This window comes from Pseudomonas sp. NPDC087614, from assembly GCF_044743485.1.
GTDB lineage: Bacteria > Pseudomonadota > Gammaproteobacteria > Pseudomonadales > Pseudomonadaceae > Aquipseudomonas > Aquipseudomonas baetica_A.
In genome coordinates, this window is sequence record NZ_JBIUWN010000026.1 from 1 (window position 1) to 26,280 (window position 26,280).

Annotated in this window: 21 protein-coding genes and 2 pseudogenes (1 of these 23 only partly in view); 7 read left to right on the top strand and 16 right to left on the bottom strand. The window is 59.0% G+C overall.

Annotated elements, in window-relative coordinates:
• The coding region (locus ACIOWA_RS12305) for a class II fructose-bisphosphate aldolase (protein WP_401160014.1) at window positions 1–529 on the top strand (529 nt) is incomplete at its 5' end.
• Between the two features lie 133 nt (window positions 530–662).
• On the opposite strand, the gene ACIOWA_RS12310 is transcribed toward ACIOWA_RS12305, so the two are convergent.
• Window positions 663–938: a hypothetical protein gene (locus ACIOWA_RS12310; RefSeq protein ID WP_401160016.1), complete on the bottom strand. Its 276-nt coding sequence runs from the start codon at window positions 936–938 to the stop codon at window positions 663–665.
• A gap of 246 nt (window positions 939–1,184) precedes the next feature.
• On the opposite strand from ACIOWA_RS12310, the pseudogene ACIOWA_RS12315 reads away from it, so the two are divergent.
• Window positions 1,185–1,322, top strand: a pseudogene (locus ACIOWA_RS12315) (fructose-1,6-bisphosphate aldolase); the annotation flags it as partial.
• 140 nt (window positions 1,323–1,462) lie between these two features.
• Here ACIOWA_RS12315 and trxA read toward each other — a convergent pair.
• The 3 genes from trxA to ACIOWA_RS12330 form a co-directional block, all read right to left on the bottom strand.
• Window positions 1,463–1,801 carry a thioredoxin gene (gene trxA, locus ACIOWA_RS12320; RefSeq protein WP_401160018.1) on the bottom strand — a complete coding sequence of 113 codons (339 nt, stop codon included), beginning with the start codon at window positions 1,799–1,801 and terminating at the stop codon, window positions 1,463–1,465.
• Between the two features lie 315 nt (window positions 1,802–2,116).
• Window positions 2,117–2,479 (bottom strand): DUF6124 family protein, encoded by a 363-nt coding sequence (locus tag ACIOWA_RS12325; RefSeq protein ID WP_339430298.1) that lies wholly within the window; start codon window positions 2,477–2,479, stop codon window positions 2,117–2,119.
• A 490-nt stretch (window positions 2,480–2,969) separates the two neighbouring features.
• Window positions 2,970–3,638, bottom strand: a complete 669-nt coding sequence (locus ACIOWA_RS12330) for a polysaccharide lyase family 7 protein (protein WP_339464483.1) — start codon at window positions 3,636–3,638, stop codon at window positions 2,970–2,972.
• A gap of 321 nt (window positions 3,639–3,959) precedes the next feature.
• Here ACIOWA_RS12330 and ACIOWA_RS12335 point away from each other — a divergent pair, with 321 nt between their 5' ends.
• The 3 genes from ACIOWA_RS12335 to ACIOWA_RS12345 are packed head-to-tail and all read left to right on the top strand — an operon-like array spanning window position 3,960 to window position 6,941.
• Window positions 3,960–6,083 (top strand): putative bifunctional diguanylate cyclase/phosphodiesterase, encoded by a 2,124-nt coding sequence (locus ACIOWA_RS12335; protein ID WP_401160020.1) that lies wholly within the window; start codon window positions 3,960–3,962, stop codon window positions 6,081–6,083.
• A 43-nt stretch (window positions 6,084–6,126) separates the two neighbouring features.
• Window positions 6,127–6,618, top strand: coding sequence for a M48 family metallopeptidase (locus ACIOWA_RS12340; RefSeq protein WP_339430295.1), 492 nt, complete (start codon window positions 6,127–6,129; stop codon window positions 6,616–6,618).
• A gap of 26 nt (window positions 6,619–6,644) precedes the next feature.
• Complete coding sequence (locus tag ACIOWA_RS12345) at window positions 6,645–6,941, top strand: winged helix-turn-helix domain-containing protein (RefSeq protein ID WP_339430294.1); 297 nt, start codon at window positions 6,645–6,647, stop codon at window positions 6,939–6,941.
• A 97-nt stretch (window positions 6,942–7,038) separates the two neighbouring features.
• Here the strand turns inward: ACIOWA_RS12345 and ACIOWA_RS12350 are convergent, their stop codons facing one another.
• Window positions 7,039–7,491, bottom strand: coding sequence for a GNAT family N-acetyltransferase (locus tag ACIOWA_RS12350; RefSeq protein ID WP_339430293.1), 453 nt, complete (start codon window positions 7,489–7,491; stop codon window positions 7,039–7,041).
• A 255-nt stretch (window positions 7,492–7,746) separates the two neighbouring features.
• Between ACIOWA_RS12350 and ACIOWA_RS12355 the strand changes: the two genes are divergently transcribed.
• Window positions 7,747–8,484 carry a transporter substrate-binding domain-containing protein gene (locus ACIOWA_RS12355; protein ID WP_339495294.1) on the top strand — a complete coding sequence of 246 codons (738 nt, stop codon included), beginning with the start codon at window positions 7,747–7,749 and terminating at the stop codon, window positions 8,482–8,484.
• Window positions 8,485–8,523: 39 nt separating this feature from the next.
• On the opposite strand, the gene yccS is transcribed toward ACIOWA_RS12355, so the two are convergent.
• The 9 genes from yccS to betI all read right to left on the bottom strand — a co-directional run bounded on the left by yccS (window position 8,524) and on the right by betI (window position 22,275).
• Window positions 8,524–10,716, bottom strand: a complete 2,193-nt coding sequence (yccS, locus tag ACIOWA_RS12360; RefSeq protein ID WP_401160023.1) for a YccS family putative transporter — start codon at window positions 10,714–10,716, stop codon at window positions 8,524–8,526.
• Window positions 10,717–10,876: 160 nt separating this feature from the next.
• Entirely contained in the window at window positions 10,877–12,055 is a 1,179-nt protein-coding gene (locus ACIOWA_RS12365; protein WP_401160025.1) for an NAD(P)/FAD-dependent oxidoreductase, read from the bottom strand.
• 60 nt (window positions 12,056–12,115) lie between these two features.
• Window positions 12,116–13,453, bottom strand: a complete 1,338-nt coding sequence (dbpA, locus tag ACIOWA_RS12370; protein ID WP_339430497.1) for an ATP-dependent RNA helicase DbpA — start codon at window positions 13,451–13,453, stop codon at window positions 12,116–12,118.
• A 128-nt stretch (window positions 13,454–13,581) separates the two neighbouring features.
• A complete protein-coding gene (gene mdtD, locus ACIOWA_RS12375) occupies window positions 13,582–15,009 on the bottom strand; it encodes a multidrug transporter subunit MdtD (protein WP_401160027.1) in 1,428 nt (475 codons plus the stop codon).
• Window positions 15,010–15,169: 160 nt separating this feature from the next.
• Window positions 15,170–16,507, bottom strand: coding sequence for a TldD/PmbA family protein (locus ACIOWA_RS12380; RefSeq protein WP_339430288.1), 1,338 nt, complete (start codon window positions 16,505–16,507; stop codon window positions 15,170–15,172).
• Entirely contained in the window at window positions 16,507–17,949 is a 1,443-nt protein-coding gene (locus ACIOWA_RS12385; RefSeq protein WP_401160029.1) for a TldD/PmbA family protein, read from the bottom strand. The genes ACIOWA_RS12380 and ACIOWA_RS12385 overlap by 1 nt, the downstream gene beginning before the upstream one ends.
• Window positions 17,950–18,244: 295 nt before the next feature.
• Window positions 18,245–19,948: a choline dehydrogenase gene (gene betA, locus ACIOWA_RS12390; RefSeq protein ID WP_339430286.1), complete on the bottom strand. Its 1,704-nt coding sequence runs from the start codon at window positions 19,946–19,948 to the stop codon at window positions 18,245–18,247.
• 152 nt (window positions 19,949–20,100) lie between these two features.
• On the bottom strand, window positions 20,101–21,573 hold the full coding sequence (gene betB, locus ACIOWA_RS12395; protein ID WP_401160031.1) for a betaine-aldehyde dehydrogenase: 1,473 nt from the start codon (window positions 21,571–21,573) through the stop codon (window positions 20,101–20,103).
• A 108-nt stretch (window positions 21,574–21,681) separates the two neighbouring features.
• On the bottom strand, window positions 21,682–22,275 hold the full coding sequence (betI, locus tag ACIOWA_RS12400) for a transcriptional regulator BetI (RefSeq protein ID WP_401160033.1): 594 nt from the start codon (window positions 22,273–22,275) through the stop codon (window positions 21,682–21,684).
• 484 nt (window positions 22,276–22,759) lie between these two features.
• Here betI and ACIOWA_RS12405 point away from each other — a divergent pair, with 484 nt between their 5' ends.
• Window positions 22,760–24,700 (top strand): BCCT family transporter, encoded by a 1,941-nt coding sequence (locus ACIOWA_RS12405; protein ID WP_339495325.1) that lies wholly within the window; start codon window positions 22,760–22,762, stop codon window positions 24,698–24,700.
• 201 nt (window positions 24,701–24,901) lie between these two features.
• On the opposite strand, the gene choV is transcribed toward ACIOWA_RS12405, so the two are convergent.
• Complete coding sequence (choV, locus tag ACIOWA_RS12410) at window positions 24,902–26,080, bottom strand: choline ABC transporter ATP-binding protein (RefSeq protein ID WP_339430283.1); 1,179 nt, start codon at window positions 26,078–26,080, stop codon at window positions 24,902–24,904.
• Window positions 26,077–26,280, bottom strand: a pseudogene (gene choW / locus ACIOWA_RS12415) (choline ABC transporter permease subunit); it runs 640 nt beyond the window's last position. The gene choV and the pseudogene choW overlap by 4 nt, the downstream one beginning before the upstream one ends.

Genomic DNA, 26,280 nt, shown 5'->3' on the forward strand with positions numbered 1-26,280 from the left:
TGACTTCGTCAAGAAGACTCAGGTTGATGCCCTGGCCATCGCCATCGGCACCAGCCACGGCGCCTACAAGTTCACCAAGCCACCAACCGGTGACGTGCTGGCCATCGACCGCATCAAGGAAATCCACAAGCGCATCCCGAACACCCACCTGGTGATGCACGGTTCGTCCTCTGTGCCACAAGAGTGGCTGGCGATCATCAACCAGTACGGCGGCGACATCAAAGAAACCTACGGCGTGCCAGTTGAAGAAATCGTCGAAGGCATCAAGTACGGCGTGCGCAAGGTCAACATCGACACCGACCTGCGCCTGGCGTCCACTGGCGCCATGCGTCGCCTGATGGCTACCAACCCGAGCGAATTCGACCCACGTAAATTCTTCGGCGCCACCGTGACTGCAATGCGTGATGTGTGTATCGCTCGTTATGAAGCGTTCGGTACTGCGGGTAATGCTTCGAAGATCAAACCGATCTCGCTGGAAGCGATGTACCAGCGTTATCTGAAGGGTGAGTTGAACGCCAAGGTTAACTAAGCCTGAGTGTTAAACAGTTTTAAAAAAAACCCGCCGTGAGGCGGGTTTTTAATTGGGGGGAGATAAGTCTGTCCCTTTAGTGTTCGCTCGTTTTCAGCTCGTTGAGTCAAGTTGCGTTGAGCCATTACTGAATCTAGTCGGCCCTGACAGCGTGAGGAGGGCACCAGTTGTCAGGCTCTCCCTGCGATGAGAAACTGCGCGCAGTAACATAATACCAGTTGGTCGATGGGATATTGATCTTTACGGTCCAATCTCCTTGTGTATTGGCTTTTGCCTCGCCGAGCTTATTGCCACTATCAACTTGAAAGACCTCGACGGTTTGATTGGCTTTCGCCTTGCCTTTTAAAGTCGGGTTAGTTCCTAGCCCTGCTGTCGCTGCTTTTGGTTCGCTGATCGTCGGTCTGTCCATTTAATTTCTCCTCTGTTTCAGATTAGGATATTGCCGTTAATTTATAGAAATTAAGCATTGGGCTTGCATATTTAACTTAAACTCATAAAAAAACTTAAACCACTGTCATATATGACAGTTATTTATAACGTTTTGTAATTGATTTTATCGTTTATATAAAGAAAAACTGGACAGAAAAAGGACCGGAAACGGGGGAGGATTTATTAAATTACTCCATCCCCTTCGATTTTGTGTAAGCGCCGCCGCACAGCGATGCGTGACGTCTGTATCGCGGGTTATGAAGCGTTCGGTAATGCGGGTAATGCTTCGAAGATCAAACTGATCTCGCTGGAAGCGATGTACCAGCGTTATCTGAAAGGTGAGTTGAACGCCAAGGATAACTAAAGTCTGAGTGTTAGCTGCTGATTCAAGAAACCCGCCGACGGCGGGTTTCTTGTGGCGGCGTTTACAGAGATTGTGGCGAAATTGGAATTTTATGGGGTGTTTCTCTGGGCTTTTAAAAACCAGAAGTGCAACGAACGGAGTTAATTTTGTTTGAGAGACTCCTCTATGAAACTCTCCAGTTGAGGTCTGGGTACGGCGCCAGTCTGATTCGCCACGACGCTTCCGTCCTTGAATAGCGTCATCATTGGGATGCCGCGCACGCCAAACTTGGCCGGCGTGGCATGGTTCTCATCGACGTCCAGTTTGACAACGGTCAGCTTGCCTTTGTAAGCCTCGGCTATCTCGTTCAGTATTGGAGCCATCTTTTTGCAAGGGTCGCACCATTGCGCCCAGAAATCGACCAATACGGGTAACTCGGATTCTAAAACATCGAGCGTAAAAGAAGCGTCGGTGATGTCTTTTATCAGTTCGCTGCTCATGGGGATTTCCTTGAATTAATAGTACTGGCGGGCCAGAGGTTATTGCCTGGCTCGCGTTGTCCTGTGCAGGTTGCTTTGCTTCGTTGAATCTAGAACGGTATATGCCGTGCGTCACCTGTAATAACTGACAGTTTTTTATATGAATTCGCTATGTGACCTAGACCCAGATGTGAACTGAAAAAACTCGATGATCAAACAATCGAGGTGGAGCCAGCGTTCCAGCGTTAGCTAAAAGGTTTGTTGAACAAGCGCTCGGCTTTGATCCACGTTATGAAAAACCCGCCGTGAGGCGGGTTGCTTTTTTGCTGAACAGAACTACTCCTTCAACTCAACATGATCCAGTGCCTGATTCACCGCCAGTTCACCGAGCATGACGACCTGCGCGATGCCCAGCGCGGTCTTGCGGTGTGAGGTGTCGAGCATGGCGGCGAAGTTGTTGAGCATTTCGCTGGCTGAACCCAGGGTTTCGCTGGCGTTGGCCAGCAAGGATTCGGTGTTGTACTTCGGGTTGGCGAGGTACATGGGCTCGGGTTTATGCGTGCTGGCCATGATGAAGGCGCACGGTTTGAGGTAATGGTCGAGGGCGCGTTCGGCGGCGTCGTTGAGTTTTCTCGAGTCGAGAGATTCGTAGGGGGATGCGGGATCTGTTTCTGGCGGGTGCGGCGTTGATTTTGTCATTTGCTCGAAACCTGGTTGGAGTGCCCCGCTTTGGCTACTAAATCAAAGTGGAGGCAACTGTACGCAGGTTAGTAGACCGGGGTTTCGAGCAAGCCGGCGCACCCGAAGGTGCCCTGCGCACAGTTACCATCAAGCGCAGGTAGCAAAATACCTGACTGACAGATGCTTGTGCACAACGCTTGAAACCACGGGCTACTAAACCCGATCACTGGAAATCAGTGACGCGAATCAAGTTACCGATGGCCCGCCAGGCGCACAAGCCGGCGGATTCTGGCGTAGTGGTAGGCAACGACGCAAGCTGTTGTAGGCATCCGGAAGTAACGGTGAGAGCCTTTAAACACCGGCGTTTAAAAAGGTCTGGCGGGTGACAAATTACCAGTGGCGAGGGCGCTTGCTCCCGCTGGACTGCGCAGCAGGCCCCGCTTTTTTAGGGCCGCTTCGCGCCCCGGGAGCAAGCACCCTCGCCACAGGGACAGTGTCTATAGAGGGATTATTTGTCGTGATCGATATCGAGCTTGGAGAAGGTCACCTGCCCACCTTCACTCGTATACCCCGTGTTGTCCTGCACATAAACCCCAGCCTTGAAGTACAACGGCTTGTTCCGCCACGTCGCGCTGATTTTCGAATCCCACTGATAACCCGCCGCGCTGACGCCCAGTGCGCCGCCGGGGCTCAAGTGGATGAGGTAGTTGAATTCACGATCCAGTTTGACCCCGGTGGCGAGCGTGATGACGCGGCTTTCGTCGTCATCGGGGTGCATGCGCACCTTGATCACCAGGTTGCCGGTTTGGGTTTTGGTCTTGTACTGGTACTCGAGTTTTACCAGCGGTTTCTGGCTTTGGTAAGCGTGGATCTGGCCGATGACGATCTTTCCGGAACTGGGCACTTTGTTGACCGTAACGGTCGCGCGCAGCAGGTTGTCGGCGTCGGGGTAGTACCAGTTGCGCAAGGTGCCATTGCTGTAGGTTTCGCGCAGTTCGGTGCGCGGGTAGATGGCGTTTTCGGTTTTTGATCCGGTCACCGGCGACCAGAAAAACAGCGTGCCGGTGTCGGAATGGAAGTACTGATCCTTGAAGCCCTTCACCAGTTTTGAGGTTTCGACGGTGTACGGCGGGCTGCCGACTGGAACGCTGAGGTTCCAGGTTGCGAGATCGATCATGTCGGTTCTTCCACTCGATTGATCCTGAACGCGCGTGCCAGAAGCTCTAGTCCGCGCCTTTTGGGGGCGGTCTTTATAAGCGCAGAGGCGTTTTTTGTTAACGGCCGTTTGGCAGATTGTTGGCGTCAACATCCTGTCGAAATGCCATGTTTCCCGGATTACGTGGGCTGTAGCGACGACCGTTAGTCGGCTAAACAATCATTGGTTAGCTGATGGCCTGATGACAGCTTCTGCTTTTGCCGATCCGGGACTAGAGTGAAGCCTCTATATATGTACGGTTTTTAGCGGAAACCGATCTGATGTCCTGACAAGAGAAGCAGCATGGAATGCGCGCAAACACAGCCAGGTGAAGGCAGCTCAGTCCTATTGATCGTTGATGACTACCCTGAAAATCTGATTAGCATGCGGGCTTTGCTGCAGCGTCAGGATTGGCAGGTGTTGACCGCCGCCTCCGGTTTCGAGGCGCTTAACCTTCTGCTCGAACACGACGTCGATCTGGTGCTGCTGGACGTGCAGATGCCAGGCATGGACGGTTTTGAAGTCGCGCGACTGATGCGCGGCAGCCAGCGTACGCAACTCACGCCGATTATCTTTCTCACCGCCAACGAACAGTCTCAGGCTGCCGTGATCAAGGGGTACGCCAGTGGCGCGGTGGATTATCTGTTCAAGCCGTTCGACCCGCAGATCCTCAAGCCCAAGGTGCAGGCATTGCTGGAGCACCAGCGCAATCGTCGAGCCTTGCAACGTCTGAGCCGGGATCTGGAATCCGCTCGGACCTTCAATGCATCGGTGCTGGATAACGCCGCCGAGGGCATTTTGGTGCTGGGCGAGGATGGTTTGATTCGCTTTGCCAATCCGGCGATTTCACGGTTGCTCAATGCGCCGGTAAGGGATCTGGAGGGTAAGGAGTTTCTCGACTATCTGCAGAAACCGCACATTCCGGTGTGGGCCGATTCCGAGTTTTACACCCGCTATCAGCGTGGTGAAACGCTGAGGCTGCACGATGCGTTATTACGCACGGCGCCGGGCCAGCAGGTGCCGGTGGCGCTGTCTTGTGCTGCGTTGCCCGTCGAGCAACACGCCATGGTAGTGACGGTGCTGGATATGTCGGTGGTGCGCCATTTGCACCAGCAACTCGAATTTCAAGCCGTCACCGATCCGCTGACCGGGCTGCTCAATCGCCGTGGTTTTTACCAGACCGTGGAAAACCTGCTGCTGCGCGGCGAACGCAATGACAGCAGTTGGGTATTGCTGTATCTGGATCTTGATGGGTTCAAGCGGGTCAACGACTCACTCGGGCACGATGTCGGCGACCGTGTGCTGCGCTGGGTGTCCGAGCAATTGAAGGCTTGCCTGCGGCCGTTCGATATTCTGGCGCGCATGGGTGGGGATGAATTCACGGCGCTGCTGGATCTTGAGTTTCCCGAACAGGCGGCGAAGATTGCGGAAAAGCTCATCGAACGGGTGTCGATCTGTCAGCAGATTGAAGGTCTGGATATCGCCCTCGGCGCAAGCATCGGCATCGCCACTTATCCCGATTGCGGGTCGAACCTCGACGGACTGCTGCGTGCTTCGGACATCGCCATGTACGAAGCCAAGCGTGCCGGGCGTCAGCAATATCGTTTCTACGATCACGAAATGAACGGTCGGGCGCGTTCGCGTTTGATGCTCGAAGAAAGCGTGCGTACCGCCATCGAAAACCGCGATTTCAATCTGGTCTATCAACCACAAGTGGCGATCGACAGTGGTCAGATCCGTGGTTTTGAGGCGCTGTTGCGTTGGCAGCACCCGAGTGTCGGCGACGTGCCGCCGGGGCTGTTTTTGCCGTTGCTGGAAGAGGCGCGGCTGATCAGTCGCCTCGGCAGCTGGATTTATCATCGTGGTGCCGGTCAGCGCAAAGCCTGGGAAACCTTGTTTGCCGAAGACCTGGTGCTCGGCGTGAGTTTGAGCAACACCCAGTTCAGCCTGCCGAATCTGGTCACCGAGTTGCGCCAGGTCATGGAGCGACACGCTCTGCAGCCGCGGCAACTGGAGGTCGAAGTCACCGAAGAGGCATTGATGCAAAACCCCGAGGAAACGCGCAAACAATTGCGTTTGCTGCGCAATCTGGGGGTGCGGGTGGCGCTGGATGACTTCGGCTCCGGACCGTGCTCGCTGGCGCACCTGCGCGATCTGGAACTGGATACGCTCAAGCTCGATCGCCACCTGATTGCGCGATTGCCGGACTCCAAACGCGATGCCTCGCTGGTCAGCACGGTGATCGCGTTGTGCAAGCAATACGGGTTGCTGGTGATCGCCGAAGGGGTCGAGACCATCGAGCAGTACCAATGGCTGCAAGCCCATGGCTGCGAGTACGTGCAAGGCTTTTTGGTGGCGCGGCCATTGATCGCCGAAGATGCCGCCAGCTTTACCGAGCCGTTTGACTGGAGCGCGTTGTCCGGCTGAATTCGCTACACTGGCGCACCTTTTCAAACCGTGTCGCTCGTCCATGACTGTGTTGAAGTATCTCCAGGCCTATCCTGCGCCACTGCAGGATCAGGTACGCCAACTGATCGCCGACGGGCGTCTGGGTGAATACCTGGATCAACGCTATTCGGGGTGCCACGATGTGCAGAGCGACAAGGCGCTTTACACCTACGCCCTGGACTTGAAGCAGCAATACCTGCGCAACGCCCCGGCCATCGACAAAGTGCTGTTCGACAACCGCCTCGACCTGACCCATCGCGCCCTCGGCCTGCACACCACGGTTTCGCGTGTGCAGGGCGGCAAGCTCAAGGCCAAGAAAGAGATTCGTATCGCCTCGCTGTTCAAAGAGGCGGCGCCGGATTTTCTGAAAATGATCGTGGTGCATGAACTGGCGCACTTCAAGGAATCGGATCACAACAAGGCGTTCTATAAATTGTGTGAGCACATGCTGCCGGGGTATCACCAGGTCGAGTTTGACCTGCGGGTGTACCTGACCTGGCGGGATATGCAGTGAAGATCTGTCACGTTGGGAGTGTTTGGATGGATGTCAGCAAAACCAAAAGCAGTTTTTACCGACGTCTATACGTCGCGTATCTGATCGATAGCGGCTTGGCGCCCAGCGTGCCGGCGTTGACTGAAATCACCGGGATGCCCCGGCGCACGGCGCAGGACACAATTGCCGCGTTGGCGGATCTGGACATCGTCTGTGAGTTCGAGCAGGAAGAGGGCGCACGCAACCATGCCGGGCGCTATAGGGTTCGTGAGTGGGGGGCGATTGATCGCGGGTGGATCGAGCGCAATTTGCGCCAGATCAAGGCTGTGCTTGAGTATCCCTGAGCCTTGTATCGATTGAACTGACACCTTCGCGAGCCAGCCCGCTCCCACAGGAGAATGCATCCCGACCGTGGGAGCGGGCTGGCTCGCGAAGGGGCTGTCAGGAACGGCGCATCCCGATGTGCGCAATGCCATCCTCCAGATATTCCTCACCCACTGCGACAAACCCGTACTTGCCGTAATACCCCTGCAAATGCGCCTGTGCCGACAGGTAGATCGGCACCTGCGGCCAATGCCGCTCGGCCTGTTTCAGCGCCTGTTCCATCATCTCGTGGCCCAGCCCTTTACCGCGCGCCTGTGCTGAGGTCGCTACCCGGCCGATGACCACGTCACCGCCCTGGGACTCCGGATCCAGCAGGCGCAGGTAGGCCACCAGTTGACCCTTGTCCCAGCCCATCAAATGGTAGGTGTCGCCCTCCAGATCCTGCCCGTCGAGATCCGGATACGCACATTTCTGTTCGACCACGAACACTTCCGTTCGCAACTTCAACAGTGCATACAACTGCTCTTTGCCCAGATCGTTGTGATGTTTGCAGACCCACTCGATTGTCATTGTCCGACTCCTTGAACGTGTGGCCCGATACTAAGCGCACTGGCCGCAGATGTCTTTATGGCGTAAGAGTCTGTGACAAAGGTCAAAATGCCACTATTCCTTTCTCGCGACAGTGACATCTTTGTGTAATCTGCACAGGAGCGCTGTGCAATGGCTCCAATGAGCTAATGTTAGGGCCTGGGTTTTGCCGGTAAGGGGCCTTGGGGTTTTGACTGAAAACGCGCCGGGCTGCTCGCCCGCTAAGGATTTTCAAGCATGCCGCGACTGCATCGAGCCTTCGCTTTGATCGGGTTGCTCTTACTGGCTCAAACCGCCGTAGCGGACAAGTTGCGGCTGGTGTTTGATATCTGGCCACCCTTTACCGATGACACCTTGGTCAACGGCGGTCTGGCCACAGACATTGTCAGCACCGCGCTGGCCCGGGCCGGGTATGCCAGCGATTACGAGCAAGTGCCGTGGGCTCGGGCACTGATGGGTGTCGGTGAGGGTCGCTACGATGTGCTGGTCAACGCCTGGTATAACGACGAACGCACAAGGCTTGGGCAGTTTTCCGGTGAGTACCTGCTCAACCGCGTCCGCTTCCTCAAGCGCAAAGACACGCCGCTCGAATACAGCAACTTGCAGCAACTGCACACTTATCCGATCGCGGTGGTGCGCGGTTACGCCTATTCGGCGCCGTTTGATGCCGACACCGCGTTGCAGAAAGTCCCTGTGCATAACTTCGCCATGGCCGTGCGCATGCTCGCGGCGGACCGGGTCAAGTTGACGCTGGAGGATGAATATGTGGCGAAGTATTACCTGGCGCGGGAATCCGCCAAGGTGCGCAATTCGGTGGAGTTTCTACCCAAGCCGTTGAGTGAGAACAGCCTGCACATTCTGGTGAGCCTGAAAAATCCGCAGCATGAGCAGATTGTCGCGGGGTTTGACAAGGCGATAGCGGCGATGAAGGCGGATGGCAGTTATGACAAGTTGTTGAGGCAGCATGGGATGTGAGGGCTGACCCGGATTCTGTGGTGCTGCGAAGGCGTCCTGTCAGCCAGCGCCAATCTCATTGGTGTCTTTGATCAAATGCGCCGCCAAGTTACGCAACGGCCCCAACTGCCGGCAGATCAACGCCAGTTGCGTCTGCACCAGGCGCTGTCCTTCATCAATCTCATCGGGCATCTGTTCCAGTTCATTGGCCAGCGCTTCTTCTTCATCGCTCTGAATCGCAATCGGCTGCTTGCTCGCCAGCCCTTGAGCGATTTCATCGATGCTCGTCGCCAGTTTCACCCCGGCGCCGTCGATCAAGTGTTCGCGCACATCTGCCGGTAACTGCGTTTCCCGGTGCGCGCCCAGCCCCGACAGGTAGCTGAGCAGGGTGTGCGACAGCACCAGAAAACGGAAGCCCACATCCGCTTCTTTGCGGAAATGTCCCGGCTCCATCAGCATGTTCGCCAGCGTCGTCGACAGCGCTGCATCGGCGTTGTGCGCGTTGCGTCGAGCCAGACGATAAGCCAGGTCGTCGCTTTTGCCCGCGGCGTATTGCTGCATGATCTGGCGCAGGTAGATGCTGTTGCAGGTCAGGGTGTTGGCCAGCACTTTGTTCAGGCGTCGACCCTGCCAGTCCGGCAGGAACAGGAAAACCGCCAGCCCCGCGATCAGACTGCCGAGCAAGGTATCGAACAGCCGTGGCAGGAACAGCCCGTAACCGTCGCCGACCTGGTTGAAGCAGAACAGCACCATGATGGTGATCGCGGCGGTGGCCAGGGTGTAGCGGGTGGTGCGGTTGGTAAAGAACACCACGCCGGCAGCAATCGCAAAGCACGACTGCACCAACGGGCTTGGGAACAGATCGAACAGCGCCCACGCTACGGTCAGGCCGATGGCAGTGCCGACGATCCGCTGGCCGAGTTTGCGGCGTGTTGCGCCGTAGTTGGGCTGGCAGACGAACAGCGTGGTGAGGATGATCCAGTAGCCTTGCGACGGGTGAATCAAATGCACCATCCCGTAGCCGATACTCAACGCCAGCGGCAGGCGCAGGGCATGGCGGAACAGCAAGGATGTCGGCGTCAGTTGCGTGCGCAGGCGAACCCACACGTCTTTCAGATTGCGCGGCGAGCGGTCGAGCAAACTGCTGTCGGTGGCATCGGCCAAGGCATCGGGGTTGCTCGCATCACTGAGCAATCGGTCGAGGGTGCCGAGGTTGGCGGCCAGTGCGCGCAGTGAGCGCAGCAGGCCGCGCCAGGCCGGGTTGCTCTGGATGCGCAGGTGTTCGAGGGAGGCATCGAGGTCGCTCAGGGCGTCAGCGAAACTGGCGTCGTAGACGAAGGGCTGACGCATCTGGATCGATTCGGCCAATGCCCGGCAGGCCTTGCCTTGCTGGCGCAACAGGCGCTGACAGCGGAACAGCACGTCGCTGTGGAAAAACGCATCGGCCAACGCGTTGTACGGATAGTGCGAAGAACTGGCGCGTTCGTGGATGTCCTGGGCGAGGAAGTACAGTTTCAGGTAACGGCTGACTTTCGAGCCAGGGCGACCGTTGCCGACGCGGTGCAGGATGATTTCCTTGGCGCTGTTCAGCGCAGCGACCACGCGACCATTTTGCTGTGCCAGTTCTAGCCGTCGTACTTCGACGTCCATCTGCCGGATCGGCTCGAACAGCGAGGATTTGAGTTTCAGGTAAAAGCCCAGTTCACGGAACAGTCGCGCCAGGCTTTGCTGCACGGGCTGATTGGAGAACAGCGCCTGCCACAACACCGACAGCAGGCCGTACCACGCGGCACCGGCCACCAGCAGCATGGGCTCGTGCCAGAAATCGATGACGGCGCCGCCGCGCTGGTCAACGCCGATCATCGTGTACACGGAAAGAATCAAGGTCGCCGAGGCAATCGCGCCATAACGCTCGCCGAGCGCACCGAGCATGGTCAGGCCGAAACTGGCCAGTGCCAGGGCAACGGCAAAGACGATGGGGTAGGGGAAGAGCAATTCAACCGACAGCGCGGCGACACTGAAACACACCAGCGTCACGGCGAGTGCGTTGAGACGGCCCTGCCAACTGTCGTCGGTTTCGGCCAGGGCGCTGGCGATGATCCCCAGGAACAACGGGATCAGCAGCCCCATTTCATCCTGATACCAACACAGCGCCATGCTGCCGGTCAGGGCGATGAACACCCGCACGCTATAGCTGAATTTATCCAGCGCCCACAGGCGCCGCAAAGACTGACGAAACGAGGTCGAGGACATGAAGTGCGAAGGCCTTCCGAGGCGATGCCGCTAAATTGAGCCAGTAATGACGTCGACGCAATGGCGCCGATCACATCTGACAGCAAAAAGTGTTCCTTTGAGCTCTACACATAACAACTGTGGGAGGGGGCTTGCTCCCACCGTTTTGATTTTTGCTGGATCAGACGTACTGCGCCGCCGCGTAACCCGAGGCCCAGGCCCACTGGAAATTGAAACCGCCCAAATGGCCGGTGACGTCGAGCACTTCACCGACGAAATACAGGCCAGGGCTTTTCAGCGATTCCATGGTTTTGGAGGAGACCTCACGGGTGTCGACACCCCCCAGCGTGACCTCGGCGGTGCGATATCCTTCAGTCCCCGCGGGCACGACTTTCCAGCTCCCCAGCTTGTCGGCGATTTCCGCCAGTTCGGCGTGGGTGTACTGCTTCATCGGTTTGGAGACGAACCAGTTGTCCGCCAGCAAATTGGCCATCTTCTTGGTGAAGATTTCACCCAGCAAGGTTTTCAACTCACTGTTCGGGCGTTCGGCCACTTGCTGTTGCAGCCACGCGGCGGCGTCGTGATCGGGCAGCAGGTTGATCTCGACCACGTCGCCGGATTCCCAGAACGACGAGATCTGCAAGATCGCCGGGCCGCTGAGCCCTCGGTGAGTGAACAGGATGTTCTCGCGAAAGCTCTGATCGTTGCAGCTCACCAGACAATCCACCGACGTGCCGGACAGCTCGGTGCACAGTTCCTTGAGCTGATCGGTGATGGTGAACGGCACCAGGCCGGCGCGGGTCGGCAGCAGTTCATGGCCGAACTGTCTGGCCACCTGATAACCGAAACCGGTGGCGCCCAGTGTCGGGATCGACAGGCCGCCAGTGGCGATCACCAGCGATTGGCACTGGACTTGGCCCAGGGTGGTGTCGAGCAGGTAACCGCTCTCGACTTTCTCGATGGTCTGGATCGAGGTGTCGAGGTGCAACTCGACGCCCACCTGATCGCACTCGTCCAGCAGCATGCCGAGGATGTCACTGGACTTGTTATCGCAGAACAACTGGCCGAGTTTTTTCTCGTGGTACGGCACGGCGTGTTTGCCGACCATATCGATGAAATCCCACTGGGTATAACGCGCCAGTGCGGATTTGCAGAAGTGCGGGTTCTGCGAGAGGAAATTGCCTGGTTCGGTGTACATGTTGGTGAAATTGCAGCGGCCACCGCCCGACATCAGGATTTTCTTGCCGGGCTTGTTCGCGTGGTCGAGCAGCAATACCTGACGCCCACGCCCGGCGGCGGTCAGTGCACACATCAACCCAGCGGCGCCAGCGCCAATGATCACGACTTCGGTAGAGCGCAAAACGGTGTCCTCACAAAGAATTCAAAACTCACCGAAGACCAATATCGGGCAGCAGATCGGTTACAAAATGCGCACGCGCAACGAACGGCCCTTGATCTTGCCGTCGTTCAGACGCTGCAAGGCCTGCATGGCCACGGTACGTTCAACGGCCACATACGCCTGGAAGTCGAAGATCGCGATCTTGCCGACCTGAGCGCCCGGGATACCGGCGTCGCCGGTCAGTGCGCCAAGGATGTCGCCCGGGCGAACCTTGTCTTTACGGCCAGCGCCGATGCACAGGGTGGTCATCGGCGGCTGCAGCGGGGCGAGGCCTTGGGACTTGAGGTTGTCGACCTGATCCCAGTTCAGAGGGGATTTCTGCAATTGTTCGATGGCTTGGGCGCGATGCGCTTCGCCCGGTGCGACCAGGCTGATCGCAATGCCTTTCTCGCCCGCACGACCGGTACGGCCGACGCGGTGAATGTGGATTTCCGAGTCGCGGGCCAGTTCGACGTTGATCACCATGTCCAGCGCATCGATGTCCAGACCACGGGCGGCAACGTCGGTGGCGACCAGTACAGAAGTGCTGCGGTTGGCGAACATCGCCAGCACCTGATCGCGATCACGCTGTTCCAGGTCACCGTGCAGGCCGACGGCGGAGATGCCTTTGGCGGTCAGGTGATCGACGGTTTCCTGCACCTGCTGCTTGGTGAAACAGAACGCCACGCAGGAGGCCGGACGGAAGTGGTGCAGGACTTTGGTCACCGCACTCATGCGATCTTCCGGGGAAATCTCGTAGAAACGTTGCTCGATCTGTGTGTCGTCGTGGAACGCTTGGGCTTTGACCGTTTGCGGGTCACGCATGAATTTCGAGGCCAGTTGCTTGATGCCCACCGGGTAAGTGGCGGAGAACAGCAGGGTCTGACGGCGCTCCGGGGTCTTGACGATGATGTCTTCGATGGCGTCGTAGAAGCCCATGTCGAGCATGCGGTCGGCTTCGTCGAGGATCAGCGTGTTCAGACCGTCAAGCACCAGCGAGCCTTTGCGCAGGTGCTGCTGGATACGCCCCGGGGTGCCGACGATGATGTGCGCGCCGTGCTCCAGCGAAGCGATCTGCGGGCCGAACGACACGCCGCCGCACAGGGTCAGGACCTTGATGTTGTCTTCGGCACGGGCCAGACGACGGATTTCCTTGGCAACCTGATCGGCCAACTCGCGCGTCGGGCAAATCACCAGGGCCTGGCAACCGAAATAGCGCGGGTTGATCGGGTTGAGCAGGCCGATGCCGAACGCCGCGGTCTTGCCGCTGCCGGTCTTGGCCTGGGCGATCAGGTCCATCCCTTTGAGGATCACCGGCAAGCTCTGCGCCTGAATCGGCGTCATCTGGGCATAACCGAGTGATTCGAGGTTAGCCAGCATGGCGGCGGACAGCGGCAGAGTATTAAAAGCGGTGGCGATGGTGGTCACGGGACTGGCCTGCAAAACAAAATGTCGCGCAGTGTAGCAGCCCCATGCCACTTTCCTCGAAAGTTCTGGACGAACAGTGATTAATGTTCGATGTGTTCTTCCGGGTGTTTGGCGCGCCGGCCGGTTTCCTTCGAGAGTTGCGAGAAGATCGTAGCGGCAAGCATCGCCATGACGCCAACCGTCACGAAGGTCAACTGGAACGCCCCCAGAACGGTGTCCACGCCGTCATTTCCGGCCTCGGCGGTAAACCCGCCCAGCAAGGCCCCGGCACACGCCACCCCCAGGCTCAACGACAATTGCGCGACCACCGACAGCAAGCTGTTGCCACTGCTGGCGCTGGCGTCGTCGAGGTCGATCAGGGTCACGGTGTTCATCGCGGTGAATTGCAGCGAGTTGATCGCCCCGAGAATCGACAACTGACACAGCAGCAGCCAGTAAGGGGTCTGCTCGCTGACCAGGCCCATGCTTGCCAGCATGATCCCCAATGCCAGCGTGTTGCCGGTGAGCACGATGCGATAACCGAGGCGTTCGATCAGCGGTCGGGCCAGCCACTTGGCGAGCATTGCTGCAGCGGCCAGCGGCAGCATGCTCATCCCCGCTTGCGAGGGCGAATACCCCAGCGCCACTTGCAGCAGCAACGGCACCAGAAACGGCAGCGCGCCGCTGCCCAATCGCGCGAACAGATTGCCGAGAATGCCCACGGCAAAGGTGCGGGTCTTGAACAGTGATGGCGAGAACAAGGGGTTTTCGATGTGGCCTGCGCGCAACCAATAAGCAGCGAGACAAGCCATGCCGCCGAACAGCAGCAACATCACCCGCAGGTGCGGCAAGTGCAGTTCGCCCAGGCCTTCCATGGCGATGGTGATCAGGATCATCGCCGCGCCGAACAACAGGAAACCCAGGCCATCGAAAGGTGTTCGCTCACTACCGCGCAAGTCCGGAATGAATTTCCACACCGCGTAACAACCAATGGCACCGACCGGCAGGTTGATCAGGAAGATCCAGTGCCACGTCAGGTATTGCACCATCCAGCCGCCCATGGTCGGGCCGATCAGCGGGCCGAGCAGGCCGGGAATGGTGATAAACCCCATGATCCGCACCAGCTCCGAACGCGGGTAGGCACGCAGCACCACCAAGCGCCCGACCGGCAGCATCAGCGCACCGCCCAGGCCTTGAATCACCCGCGCCCCGACCAGCATGGTCAGGCTGCTCGATACCGCGCAGAGCAGCGAGCCGAAGCTGAACAGCAAGATCGCGCCGAAGAAGATTTTCTTGGTGCCGAAACGGTCGGCGATCCAGCCTGAAGCCGGGATCAACAGCGCCACGGTGAGCATGTAGGCGATGATCACGCCTTGCATGCGTAACGGGTCCTCGGCCAGGTCGCGAGCCATGGCCGGCAACGCGGTGTTGAGGATGGTTCCGTCCAGGGACTGCATGAAGAAAGCGATAGCGACGACCCACGGCAACCAGCGTGTGGTGATGGCGTCGAGAGGCGGGCGGCTGGGCATGGAACCTCTTTGGAATTGGATTAATGCGAAACCAGCTTTTGTGTGAGCGGGCTTGCTCGCGAATGCGGTGTATCAGTCACCCTCAATATCGACTGATACATCGCCTTCGCGAGCAAGCCCGCTCCCACCGTAGATCTCCAGTGTTCTGGGGATCTTTGTCTTACAGGGTCAAAGTCAAACGGCTCACCAACGCCCCCGGCAACAACGCCGACGAGGTATTGCGCTGGCTGTACGTACTCGACGAGAGCAGCAACTCACGCTCGGCGGTCAATGCTTCGAGTTGCGAACCCAGCAGGTTGTAGGCGCTGTCGTCGAAACGCATGGTGCTGACCGGTGCCTGGATCTCGCCGTTCTCGACCCAGAAGGTCGCGAAGCGTGTCATGCCCGTCATGCGCGCCGCCGGTTGGTCCGAGAAGTTCAGGTACCACAGGTTGCTGATGTACAGCCCTGTGCCCAACTGCTTGAGGATTTGCGCTTGTGGCAGATCACCCGCCGCCATGTTCAGCGCACTCGGCGATTCGCCGCCACTGGCCCCGTTGGCGGTCAAACCGTATTCGGCCGCACTGCGCGAACCGACCAACTGATCACCCGCCTTGCCCTCGACAATCAGGCGCAGATCACTGCGCGGATAACCTTCGCCGGAAAACGCCGGGCTCAGCGAGTCGCTGACTTTTTCATCCAGTGACACCAGCGCACTGAACGCCTGATCGCCGACATACAGCTTTTGCAGCGGACTGCTCTTGCTGGCGATCGACTGCGCGGAGAACCCGCCCCAGCTGAGCATGCCCATGATTTCTTCCAGCGCGGCCGGTGCCAGGTAGGCGCGGTACTGTCCCGGCGCCAAGGTGCGTATCGGACGACCGAGAAACGCCAGTTGCTCGCGCGCCTGCTCAAAGCGTTTGGCGAAACCTTCACGGCTCCAGTCATGCCCGGCGTAGCTGGCCTTCACCGCTTCGCCATTCTCGTGGAACAGGCTGAAGTCGAAGTTGAAACTGTTCGCCTGGTGCCAGCCGAACGCGCCCGATGAGCTGGCGAAACCACGGCTGATGGGGCCGGCGGCATAGAAACCGACCAGGTCCAGGCCTTCGGCCGCGGCACAGATTTGTTCGACCACATGCTCGGTGTCCGGCAGCGGATGCTCCTGCACATGCGTGCTCTGCCAGCCGTTGTGGTTGAGCAGCAAGTACGGATCCTGCGGCAGCAGCGGCAGGGTGTCGCGCAGTTGTTGCAAGCCTTCGGCGAGGCGTTGCAGGTCGGCTTCCTGATCACCGGACAGGGTGATTTGCAGGTCGGCGTGACGGCCGTCATTGACCAGCTTCAGCCCGATGCTGGCCTGTTGCACTTGCCCGGCCTGACGCACCTTGGCGTGATTGAAGCGGACAAACGCCGAAGACTCGGCGGCATAGCTGAGGGTGAACTGTTCCGGTTCGCGCACGCTGTCACGCAGCCAATTGACCATCACCTTGAAGGCGTCGGACTGATTCTTCGAAATGCTCATCAGGCGTCTCCCCCAAATACATCAATGTTGCTGAAAACGCAGGCCGGCGAGGCATGGCCGACGCGGATGACCTGGTTTGGTTCGCCCTTGCCGCAGTTCGGCGTGCCCAGCACCTTGACGGTGTTGGCGTCGCCGACGGCGCGCAGGCTCTTCCAGAAGTGCGCGGAAATCGCCCGGTAGTTGGGGTTTTTCACCACGCCTTTGAGTTCACCGTTTTCGATCAGTTGACCCCACTCACAGCCGAACTGGAATTTGTTGCGCGCATCGTCAATCGACCACGAACGGTTGGTGCTCATCAGAATGCCATGCTCGATGCCCGTGATCATTTGCTCAAGTGGCTGGTCGCCCGGCTCGATGTTGAGGTTGGCCATACGGTCGATCGGCGCGCGGTTCCAGCCGCAGGCGCGGCTGTTGGCGACACCGTCCAGGCCCGCGCGGTATTGCGACAGCGCACCGCCCAATGGGCGCAGCAACAGACCATCGCGAATCAGAAATTGCTTGCTCGCCCGGGTACCGTCGTCGTCATGGCCGTAGCTGGCGAGCTCTTCGGGAATGCCCGGATCGAACGTCACGTTGAGCAGTTTTGAACCGTATTGCAGGCTGCCGAAGTCGCTCGCTTTGACGAAACTGGTGCCGGCGTAATTGCGCTCATCACCGAGGATGCGATCCAGTTCCAGCGGGTGGCCGATGGATTCGTGGATCTGCAACATCATCTGGTCGGGCATCAGCAGCAGGTCACGCGGGCCTTGCGGGGTGTTCGGTGCGAGCAGCAGTTGCAGCGCCTGATCGGCCACCTGTGGGCCGGCGCCGACCAGCCCGCAACGGCTGATCACGTCGGCGCCGCCCTGTTGGCCGAAGTTCTCGCGACCGAGGCTGCGAGTCTGGCTGTCGTTACCGTCGTAGGCGGTGACGTCCAGGCTCGGGTAGACGAAGCGCTGGGCCTGACGAAGTTCGGCGCCGGCACTGCTCAGGTAGATCTGCTCGACGTGGGTGATGCCGATGCTCACTTCCCAATTCACCAGGCGCTCATCCTTTGGCACCGAGGCGGACTCCGCGCCGAGCAGCTCAAAGCAGTCGCTCAGGGACGGGAAGGGTTGTTCGAGATTGGGTGAAAAATAATCAGCGCGGTCGCTGGACACCGGTTGATCGCGCAGGTCGAGCAAGGCGTGGGGCTTGAGCCGCCGGGCTTGCTGTTCGGCGCGTTCAAGGGCGGCTTGCAGGCCTTGTTGCGACAGGTCGTTGGTCGCCGCATACGCTTCGACGCCATTGACGCGCACAGTGAGCATCGCCCCTTCGTCGCGGCTCAGGCTCGGCGGTTCGGCAACGTTCTTGCGCACCGACAGGTGCTGACCGGATTCGCGTACATACCGCAGGGAAAAAAAATCAGCGCCCGTGCGCAAGGCAGCGAAGCGCTGCTTGAGCTGGGGGTGGAAATCGAACATTCGGGAACCTCCTTGTTATGGAGTTGCGGTGCAGCGACGGTGGGGCAGGGGGTGAAACGGTTGCGCGAGGTCTAGAGTAGGCCGGCGTGGGGGTAGGATCAAGTGACGAGGGGGTGTAGGAGGAATTACTTGAAGTCGAGGGGTTTGCGTGGAATGTGAGGGCCCCTTCGCGAGCAAGCCCGCTCCCACAGTAGGTCTCCAGTGAACACAAAATCTGTGAGCACTCAGGTCCGATGTGGGAGCGGGCTTGTCTCCGGGCGGCGTTCCGATGAAGGCCGCGCCTCGATATTACGTCTTACTGAGCAACAGGCGTGATATCACGCATCGGCTTGCCCTTAACCGGCGCATCGCCCGCTACATAGTAGGCGGCGGTGCTACGCGGCAATGGCTTGCGGCCACGGATCTTGTCGGCGATTTTCTCGGCCATCATGATCGTCGGCGCGTTCAGGTTGCCAGTGGTGATGATCGGCATGATCGAGGCATCGACCACACGCAGGCTCTGCATGCCGTGCACGCGACCTTCGCCATCCACGACCGCCATGTCGTCGGTGCCCATCTTGCACGAGCAGGACGGGTGGAACGCGGTTTCGGCGTGTTCGCGGATGAACTTGTCCAGTTGCTCATCGGTTTGCACGTCGATGCCGGGGCTGATTTCGCGGCCACGGAAAGCGTCCAGTGCCGGCTGTTGCATGATTTCGCGGGTCAGGCGGATGCCGTCACGGAATTCCTGCCAGTCCTGCTCGGTGGCCATGTAGTTGAACAGGATGCTCGGGTGCTGGCGCGGGTCTTTCGACTTGGCCTGAACGCGACCACGGCTTGGCGAACGCATGGAACCCATGTGCGCCTGGAAACCGTGCTCTTTCACACCGTTGCTGCCGTTGTAGTTAATGGCGACCGGCAGGAAGTGGTACTGGATGTTTGGCCATTCGAATTCGGGACGCGAACGGATGAAACCGCCGGCCTCGAACTGGTTGCTGGCGCCGATGCCGGTGCCGTTGAACAGCCATTCGGCGCCGATGGCTGGCTGGTTGTACCAGAGCAGCGACGGGTACAGCGAAACCGGTTGGGTGCAAGCGTATTGCAGGTACAGCTCCAGGTGATCCTGCAGGTTCTCGCCCACGCCCGGCAAATCGTGTACGACCGGGATGTCGAGGCTTTCCAGCAGTTTCGCCGGGCCGACGCCGGAACGTTGCAGAATCTGCGGCGATGCGATGGCGCCGGAGCACAGCAGCACTTCTTTGCGCGCTTTGGCTTCAACGCGCTCTTCAGCGTCGCCCACCAGGTAACGCACACCAACGGCACGCTTGCCTTCGAACAGGATCTTGTCGGTCAGGGCGTGGGTGACGATGGTCAGGGTCGAACGCTTTTTCGCGGTGTCGAGGTAGCCTCGGGCGGTGGAAGCACGACGGCCGTTCGGCGTCACGGTGCGGTCCATCGGGCCGAAACCTTCCTGCTGGTAACCGTTCAAGTCTTCGGTGCGCGGGTAACCGGCCTGCACGCCTGCTTCAACCATGGCGTGGAACAGCGGGTTGTTGCCCGCCTTCGGCGTGGTCACGCTGACCGGGCCTTCGCCACCGTGGTAATCGTTCGGGCCGATGTCGCGGGTTTCGGCTTTGCGGAAGTACGGCAGGCAGTCGAGGTAGGTCCAGTCTTCCAGGCCCGGCAGTTTCGACCAGCCATCGTAGTCCATCGCGTTGCCACGGATGTAGCACATGCCGTTGATCAGCGAAGAACCGCCGAGGCCTTTGCCGCGACCGCATTCCATCCGGCGACCGTCCATGTGTGGCTCTGGATCGGTTTCGTACGCCCAGTTGTAGCGACGGCCTTGCAGCGGGAATGCCAGAGCGGCGGGCATTTGTGTACGGAAGTCGAAACGGTAGTCCGGGCCGCCCGCTTCGAGCAGCAGAACGGTGACGCCTTCGTCTTCAGTCAGACGGGTCGCCAGGGTGTTACCGGCCGAACCGGCACCGATGATGATGTAATCGAATTCTTGGGACATTGAATGCACCCTCTTTAGATGTGGTCAGGTCAGGCCTGACGAGTGCTTTGCACTCGACTCGCGAGCAAGCCCGCTCCCACCTTGGAATGGGGGCTCCTGTGGGAGCGGGTTTGCTCGCGAAGGCGGCCTCGCGAGCAATACAAGGCTCGGCCTTAGAACACCGAGACGTAATCGCCCAGCTCGACCTGTACCGATTTGATGCGAGTGAAGTTGTTCAGCGAGCTGATGCCATTCTCACGGCCCACGCCCGACTGCTTGTAACCGCCCACCGGCATTTTTGCGTCGGACTCGCCCCAGGCGTTGATCCAGCAGATACCGGCCTCCAGTTGATGAATCACGCGGTGAGCGCGGTTCAGGTCTTTGGTGACGATACCGGCGGCCAGGCCGAAGTCGGTGTCGTTGGCGCGGCGGATCACTTCTTCTTCGGTTTCGTAGGAGAGGATCGCCATGACCGGGCCAAAGATTTCTTCACGAACGATGGTCATGTCGTCGGTGCAGTCGGTGAACACGGTTGGGGCAACAAACGCGCCTTTGGCGAATTCGCCGTCGGTCAGACGCTCGCCGCCACACAGGACGCGGGCACCTTCTTCTTTGCCTTTGGCGATGTAGCTGAGCACGCTTTCCATGTGCGGGAAGCTGACCAGCGGGCCGAAGTTGGTGTTTTCGTCTTCCGGGTTGCCGATGCGGATGCGCGCCACGCGCTCAAGGATCTTGGCTTCGAAAGCGGCTTTGAGGTGGCTCGGTACGAACACGCGAGTGCCGTTGGTGCAGACCTGACCGGAGCTGTAGAAGTTGGCCATCATCGCGGTGTCGGCAGCGCGATTGAGGTCGGCGTCGTCGCAGATGATCAGCGGCGACTTGCCGCCCAGTTCCATGGTCACGTCTTTGAGCGAGGATGCCGAAGCGCTGGCCATGACTTTTTTGCCAGTGTCAGTGCCGCCAGTGAACGAGATTTTCTCGATGCGCGGGTGCTCGGTCAGCCAGGTGCCGACTTCGCGGCCGCTGCCGGTCAGAACGTTGAACACACCGTTTGGCACGCCGGCTTCGGTGTAGATCTCGGCCAGTTTCAGGGTCGTCAGCGAGGTGACTTCGCTTGGCTTGAAGATCATCGCGTTACCGGCGGCCAGCGCTGGAGCGGATTTCCACAGCGCGATCTGGATCGGGTAGTTCCACGCACCGATACCGGCCACAACGCCCAGCGGCTCGCGACGGGTGTAGACGAAAGAAGTGTCACGCAGCGGGATCTGCTCGCCTTCGATGGCGGGTACCAAGCCTGCGTAGTATTCCAGCACGTCGGCGCCGGTGACGATGTCGACGTACTTGGTTTCGGAGAAGGCTTTACCAGTGTCCAGGGTTTCCAGTGCGGCCAGTTCATCGTTGCGCTCGCGCAGGATGTCGACGGCACGACGCAGGATGCGCGAACGCTCCATGGCGGTCATCGCGGCCCAGATTTTCTGGCCCTTTTCGGCGCTGACCACAGCGCGCTCGACGTCTTCCTTGGTCGCACGTTGCACTTGTGCGAGAACTTCGCCGTTAGCCGGGTTGATGGCTTCGAAGGTGGCATCGCTGCCGGCGTCGGAATACGCGCCATCGATGTAGAGTTTTTGCAGTTCGAAACGGGCCATAGTGTCCTCGCAAGTGCATTGGTGGTTGGCGTTGGTCACCGGGTGAGCCATGTAACTGAGGCATCGCTGGTCGGTGACAGTTCAGGGGCCGAGCGTTTTCTGTGTGCTCTAACTCACCTGCTTGGCCAATTGGATATCCATGTATTCGTAAGCGATCTGTTGCGCCTGCGCCGTGTCGAAAGCGTCTCCTGACAGCGCGCCGCGCAACCACAAACCGTCAATCAACGCTGCCAGTCCTCGCGCGGCACTGCGCGCTTCTTCGAGCGGCAACACACGGCGAAACTCGCAGCACAGGTTGGAATACAGACGGTGATCGTTGATCCGCTGCAACCTGTGCAAAGACGGCTGATGCATGCTGGTGGCCCAGAAGGCCAGCGAGGTTTTCATTGCCGGGCCATTGACCTGGCTGGCGTCGAAGTTGCCTTCGATGATCACCTGCAGATGCGCCCGAGGGCTGCTGTCTGTCAACGCCTGACGGCGTGCGGTGACGTTCTCGCTGAGGACGTTCATCAGATACCGCATCGTGGCGGCAATCAGGCCGTTCTTGTCCTGAAAGTAATGACTGATGATGCCATTCGAGACACCGGCCAAACGGGCGATCAGCGCAATGCTGGCGTCCCCCATTCCGACCTGATCGACCGCCTGCAATGTGGCTTCGATCAGTTGTTGGCGGCGGATGGGTTGCATACCGACCTTGGGCATCTTGCACATCTCCTTAGGCCTTCCGACGGGCGAATAACGCCTATCGGATTGAGGGCCAGTCTATTTTGTTTTGATTGAACGTTCAATCAACAAAGAATAAGATCTGCGACAATTCGTCGCTGCCTACAGATTTTTCCTACATGTAAGTGGCGATAAAACTGACATCCAAAAAAGCTCGAAACCTGCGCGGGGCATGGCGCGGTTCGCGGTTCGATGGACGTGTTGAAAGGGCAAGACGCTCAGGGCCAGGTTTCGGATGAACGTCCGGACTTTCGGCCACGAAAGCGATTCGCAACACCATTTCGGCAGGTTCGGGCTTTTTTCGGGGTGTCTTTATATCACCCGCCGGTCGGCTGCCAACTAACCGATTGGTCGGGTGCCGTGTTGCCTTGTGTTCTTCTCTCGCACTGCCTGGAGCATTTGTGCCATGAGTTCTGCCTCGCTTATAAAGACCCCGCCCGAGAAGGTGACGGTCAACGGTTGGGTGTTCTACACCTCTACCGCGTTGATTCTGTTGTTGACCGCCATTCTGATTATCGCCCCGCAAGAGGCCGGCAGAATGTTGGGTGTGGCTCAGGAGTGGTTGTCGCGCAGCTTCGGCTGGTACTACATGGTGGTGATCGCCGCTTACCTGGTGTTTGTGGTGGGCCTGGCGTTCTCCTCCTACGGAAAACTCAAACTGGGCAGCAAGGACGACACCCCGGATTTCAGTTACGGCGCTTGGGCGGGGATGCTGTTCTCGTCGGGTATCGGGATTTCGCTGCTGTATTTCGGCGCGTCCGAGCCGCTGGATCACTACTTCAATCCGCCGGAAGGCGTGGCCGCCACCAACATGGCGGCGCGTCAGGCGGTGCAACTGACGTTCCTGCACTGGGGCCTGCACGGCTGGGCGATCTATGCATTGGTCGGCTTGGCCGTGGCTTACTTTGCCTACCGTCATAACCAACCGCTGGCCCTGCGTTCGGCGCTGTATCCGCTGGTCGGCGAGCGTTGGGTCAAAGGCGCGGCCGGTCACGCGGTGGACGGCTTCGGCATGTTCGTGACCCTGCTGGGTCTGGTGACGAACCTGGGGATTGGTTCGCTGCAAGTGTCTTCGGGCCTTGAAAACCTGTTCGGCATGGAACACAGCAACACTAACCTGCTGATCGTGATCATCGTGATGAGCACGGTGGCGACGATCGCTGCCGTGTCCGGTGTGGAAAACGGTATCCGTCGTCTGTCCAACCTGAACATCGTGCTGTTCAGCGGTCTGCTGATTTTCGTCCTGCTGTTCGGCCCGACGTTGCACTTGCTCAACGGCTTTGTGCAGAACATCGGCGACTACCTCAACGGCGCGGTGCTGAAGACGTTCGACCTGTACGTCTATGAAGGCGACAGCGCCAAATCCGACCGCTGGTTGGGCCTGTGGACGCTGTTCTACTGGGCCTGGTGGATTTCCTGGGCGCCATTTGTAGGCATGTTCATCGCGCGTATCTCCCGTGGGCGTACCGTGCGTGAACTGGTAGCCGGCGTGCTTCTGATTCCGCTGGGCTTCACGCTGGCCTGGCTGTCGATCTTCGGCAACTCGGCGCTGGATCTGGTGATGAACCATGGGGCGGTTGAGCTTGGGAAGACGGCGCTGGAACAGCCGTCGATGGCGATCTATCAGTTGCTTGAGCACTATCCGGCGTCGAAAGTTGTCATCGGTGTGTCGATCTTCGTCGGCTTCGTGCTGTTCCTGACCCCGGCCGACTCTGGCGCGGTGATGATGGCCAACCTGTCCTGCAAGGGCGGCAACGTCGACGAAGATGCGCCCCACTGGCTGCGGATCTTCTGGTCGGTGGTGATCACCCTGGTGACCATCGGTTTGCTGTTCGCCGGTAACTTTGAAGCGATGCAAACGATGGTGGTGCTGGCCGGTCTGCCGTTCTCGGTGGTGCTGGTGTTCTTCATGTTCGGCCTGCACAAGGCAATGCGTCAGGACGTGCTGATCGAAGAGGAGCAAGCGCAACTGGCCGAACGTGGTCGTCGGGGTTTCAGCGAGCGTTTGACTCAGCTGGACCTGCAGCCGAGCCAGTCGGTGGTGCAGCGTTTCATGGACAAGCAAGTCAGCCCGGCGCTGGAAAGCGCGGCTGCGCAAATGCGTGCTCAGGGGCTGGAAGTGCAAACGCTGCTGGGTAAATCCAAGCGCTGCATGGGCGTGCGCATCGAGATGGAAGAGAGCAACCCTTTCGTTTACGAAGTGAGTCTGGACGGTTACCTCGCAACCCCTGCCGAATCGGTGGCGTCTGAAGAGGCGCGTCAGCGTTTCTATCGCGCCGAGGTGTATCTGCAAAGCGGCAGCCAGGATTACGACCTGATGGGCTTCACGCAGGATCAGATCACGCGGGATGTGCTCGATCAGTTTGAAAGCCATCGGCAGCTCCTTGGCCGGGTGTACAGCTAAACGGCAAGTGGCGCGGTGTTTCTTTCAAAAGCACCGCGCCGCATCCTTCGCGAGCAAGCCGGCTCCCACATTGGCCTGCATTTTAACTGTGGAAGCGGGCTTGCTCGCGAAAAGGGCCATCAGCCACAACACGGTTTGACTTGACGCCCTGATAAACAAAAACGCCGCGATCCTCTCGCGGCGTTTTTGTGTCCGGGATTACTACCCCAGGTTCTTGCCCAGCAACGCGTGATACAACTCGCTGTCACCGAGAATCCCTACGACCTGATTGTTATCGTGCAGCACCAGTTTGTTGCCGGTCTGATAACGAATCTGCAAGGCGTCACGCATGCCGATGTTGGAGTCCACCAGCGTCGGTTTGCGCTCCAGCCCTTCAACCGCTTGTCCCGGTGCCCAGTTCTGCAGGTTGAGTGTCGAGCCGTTCTGCCGTGCGCCTTTGATGGTGTTGCCCTCGGCCAGGTCCAGCCACGAGTCGTCGCCCGGGTCCAGGCACACCGAACCGTTGATGCGTTTGCAGTTATCCAGGGTGCGCATCAGGCTGCGCCCGCACAGCACGTTGAGCGGATTGGTGTGCGCCACGAAGGTACGCACATAGTCATCCGCCGGGTTCAGCACGATCTCTTCCGGCACGCTGTACTGGACGATGCGACCGTCCTTCATGATCGCGATGCGGCTGCCCAGTTTCAGCGCCTCGTCGAGGTCGTGGCTGACGAAGACGATGGTCTTGTTCAACTTGCGTTGCAGTTCCAGCAGTTCATCCTGCAGGCCTTGGCGGATCAGCGGGTCGAGTGCCGAAAACGGTTCGTCCATCAGCAGAATGTCGGCGTCCATCGCCAGTGCACGAGCAAGGCCGACGCGCTGCTGCATGCCGCCGGAGAGTTCGTCAGGCTTTTTGTTGCGCCATTGGGCCAGACCTACCAGTTCGAGCTTCTCGTCAACCAGCTTCCTGCGTTCCTTTTCCGGTCGGCCCTGCATTTCCAGACCAAAGCTGATGTTCTCGCGAACCGTCAGCCACGGCATCAGCGCGAACTTCTGGAACACCATGGCGATGCGTTTGGTACGCATCATTTTCAGTTCGGCGGGGGTGCAGGACGCGATATCGATCTGGCGGTTTTCGTGCTCGACGAACAGCTTGCCGCGGCTCACGGTGTTGAGGCCGTTGATGCAACGCAGCAGGCTCGACTTGCCGGAGCCGGACAGGCCCATCAGCACGCAGATTTCGCCTTTGTTGATGTCGAGGCTGGCCTTTTCCACGCCGACGATCTGCCCGGTCTTTTTCAGGATCTCGTTGCGGGTCATGCCCTCATCCAGCAGCTTGAGTGCCTCGCGCGGGTCCTTGGAGAAAATTACGTCGACGTCTTCGAAGCGAATGATGCTCATGCGTCACCCCCTGCTTTGGCTTCGGGCTGTTTGCAGATACGGTCGAGCATGATCGCCAGCAGTACGATCGCCAAGCCTGCTTCGAAGCCCAGGGCGATATCAGCAGTGTTCAGTGCGTTGACCACCGGTTTGCCGAGTCCGTCGGCGCCTACCAGTGCATCGATCACCACCATCTACAGCGACAGCATGATGGACTGGGT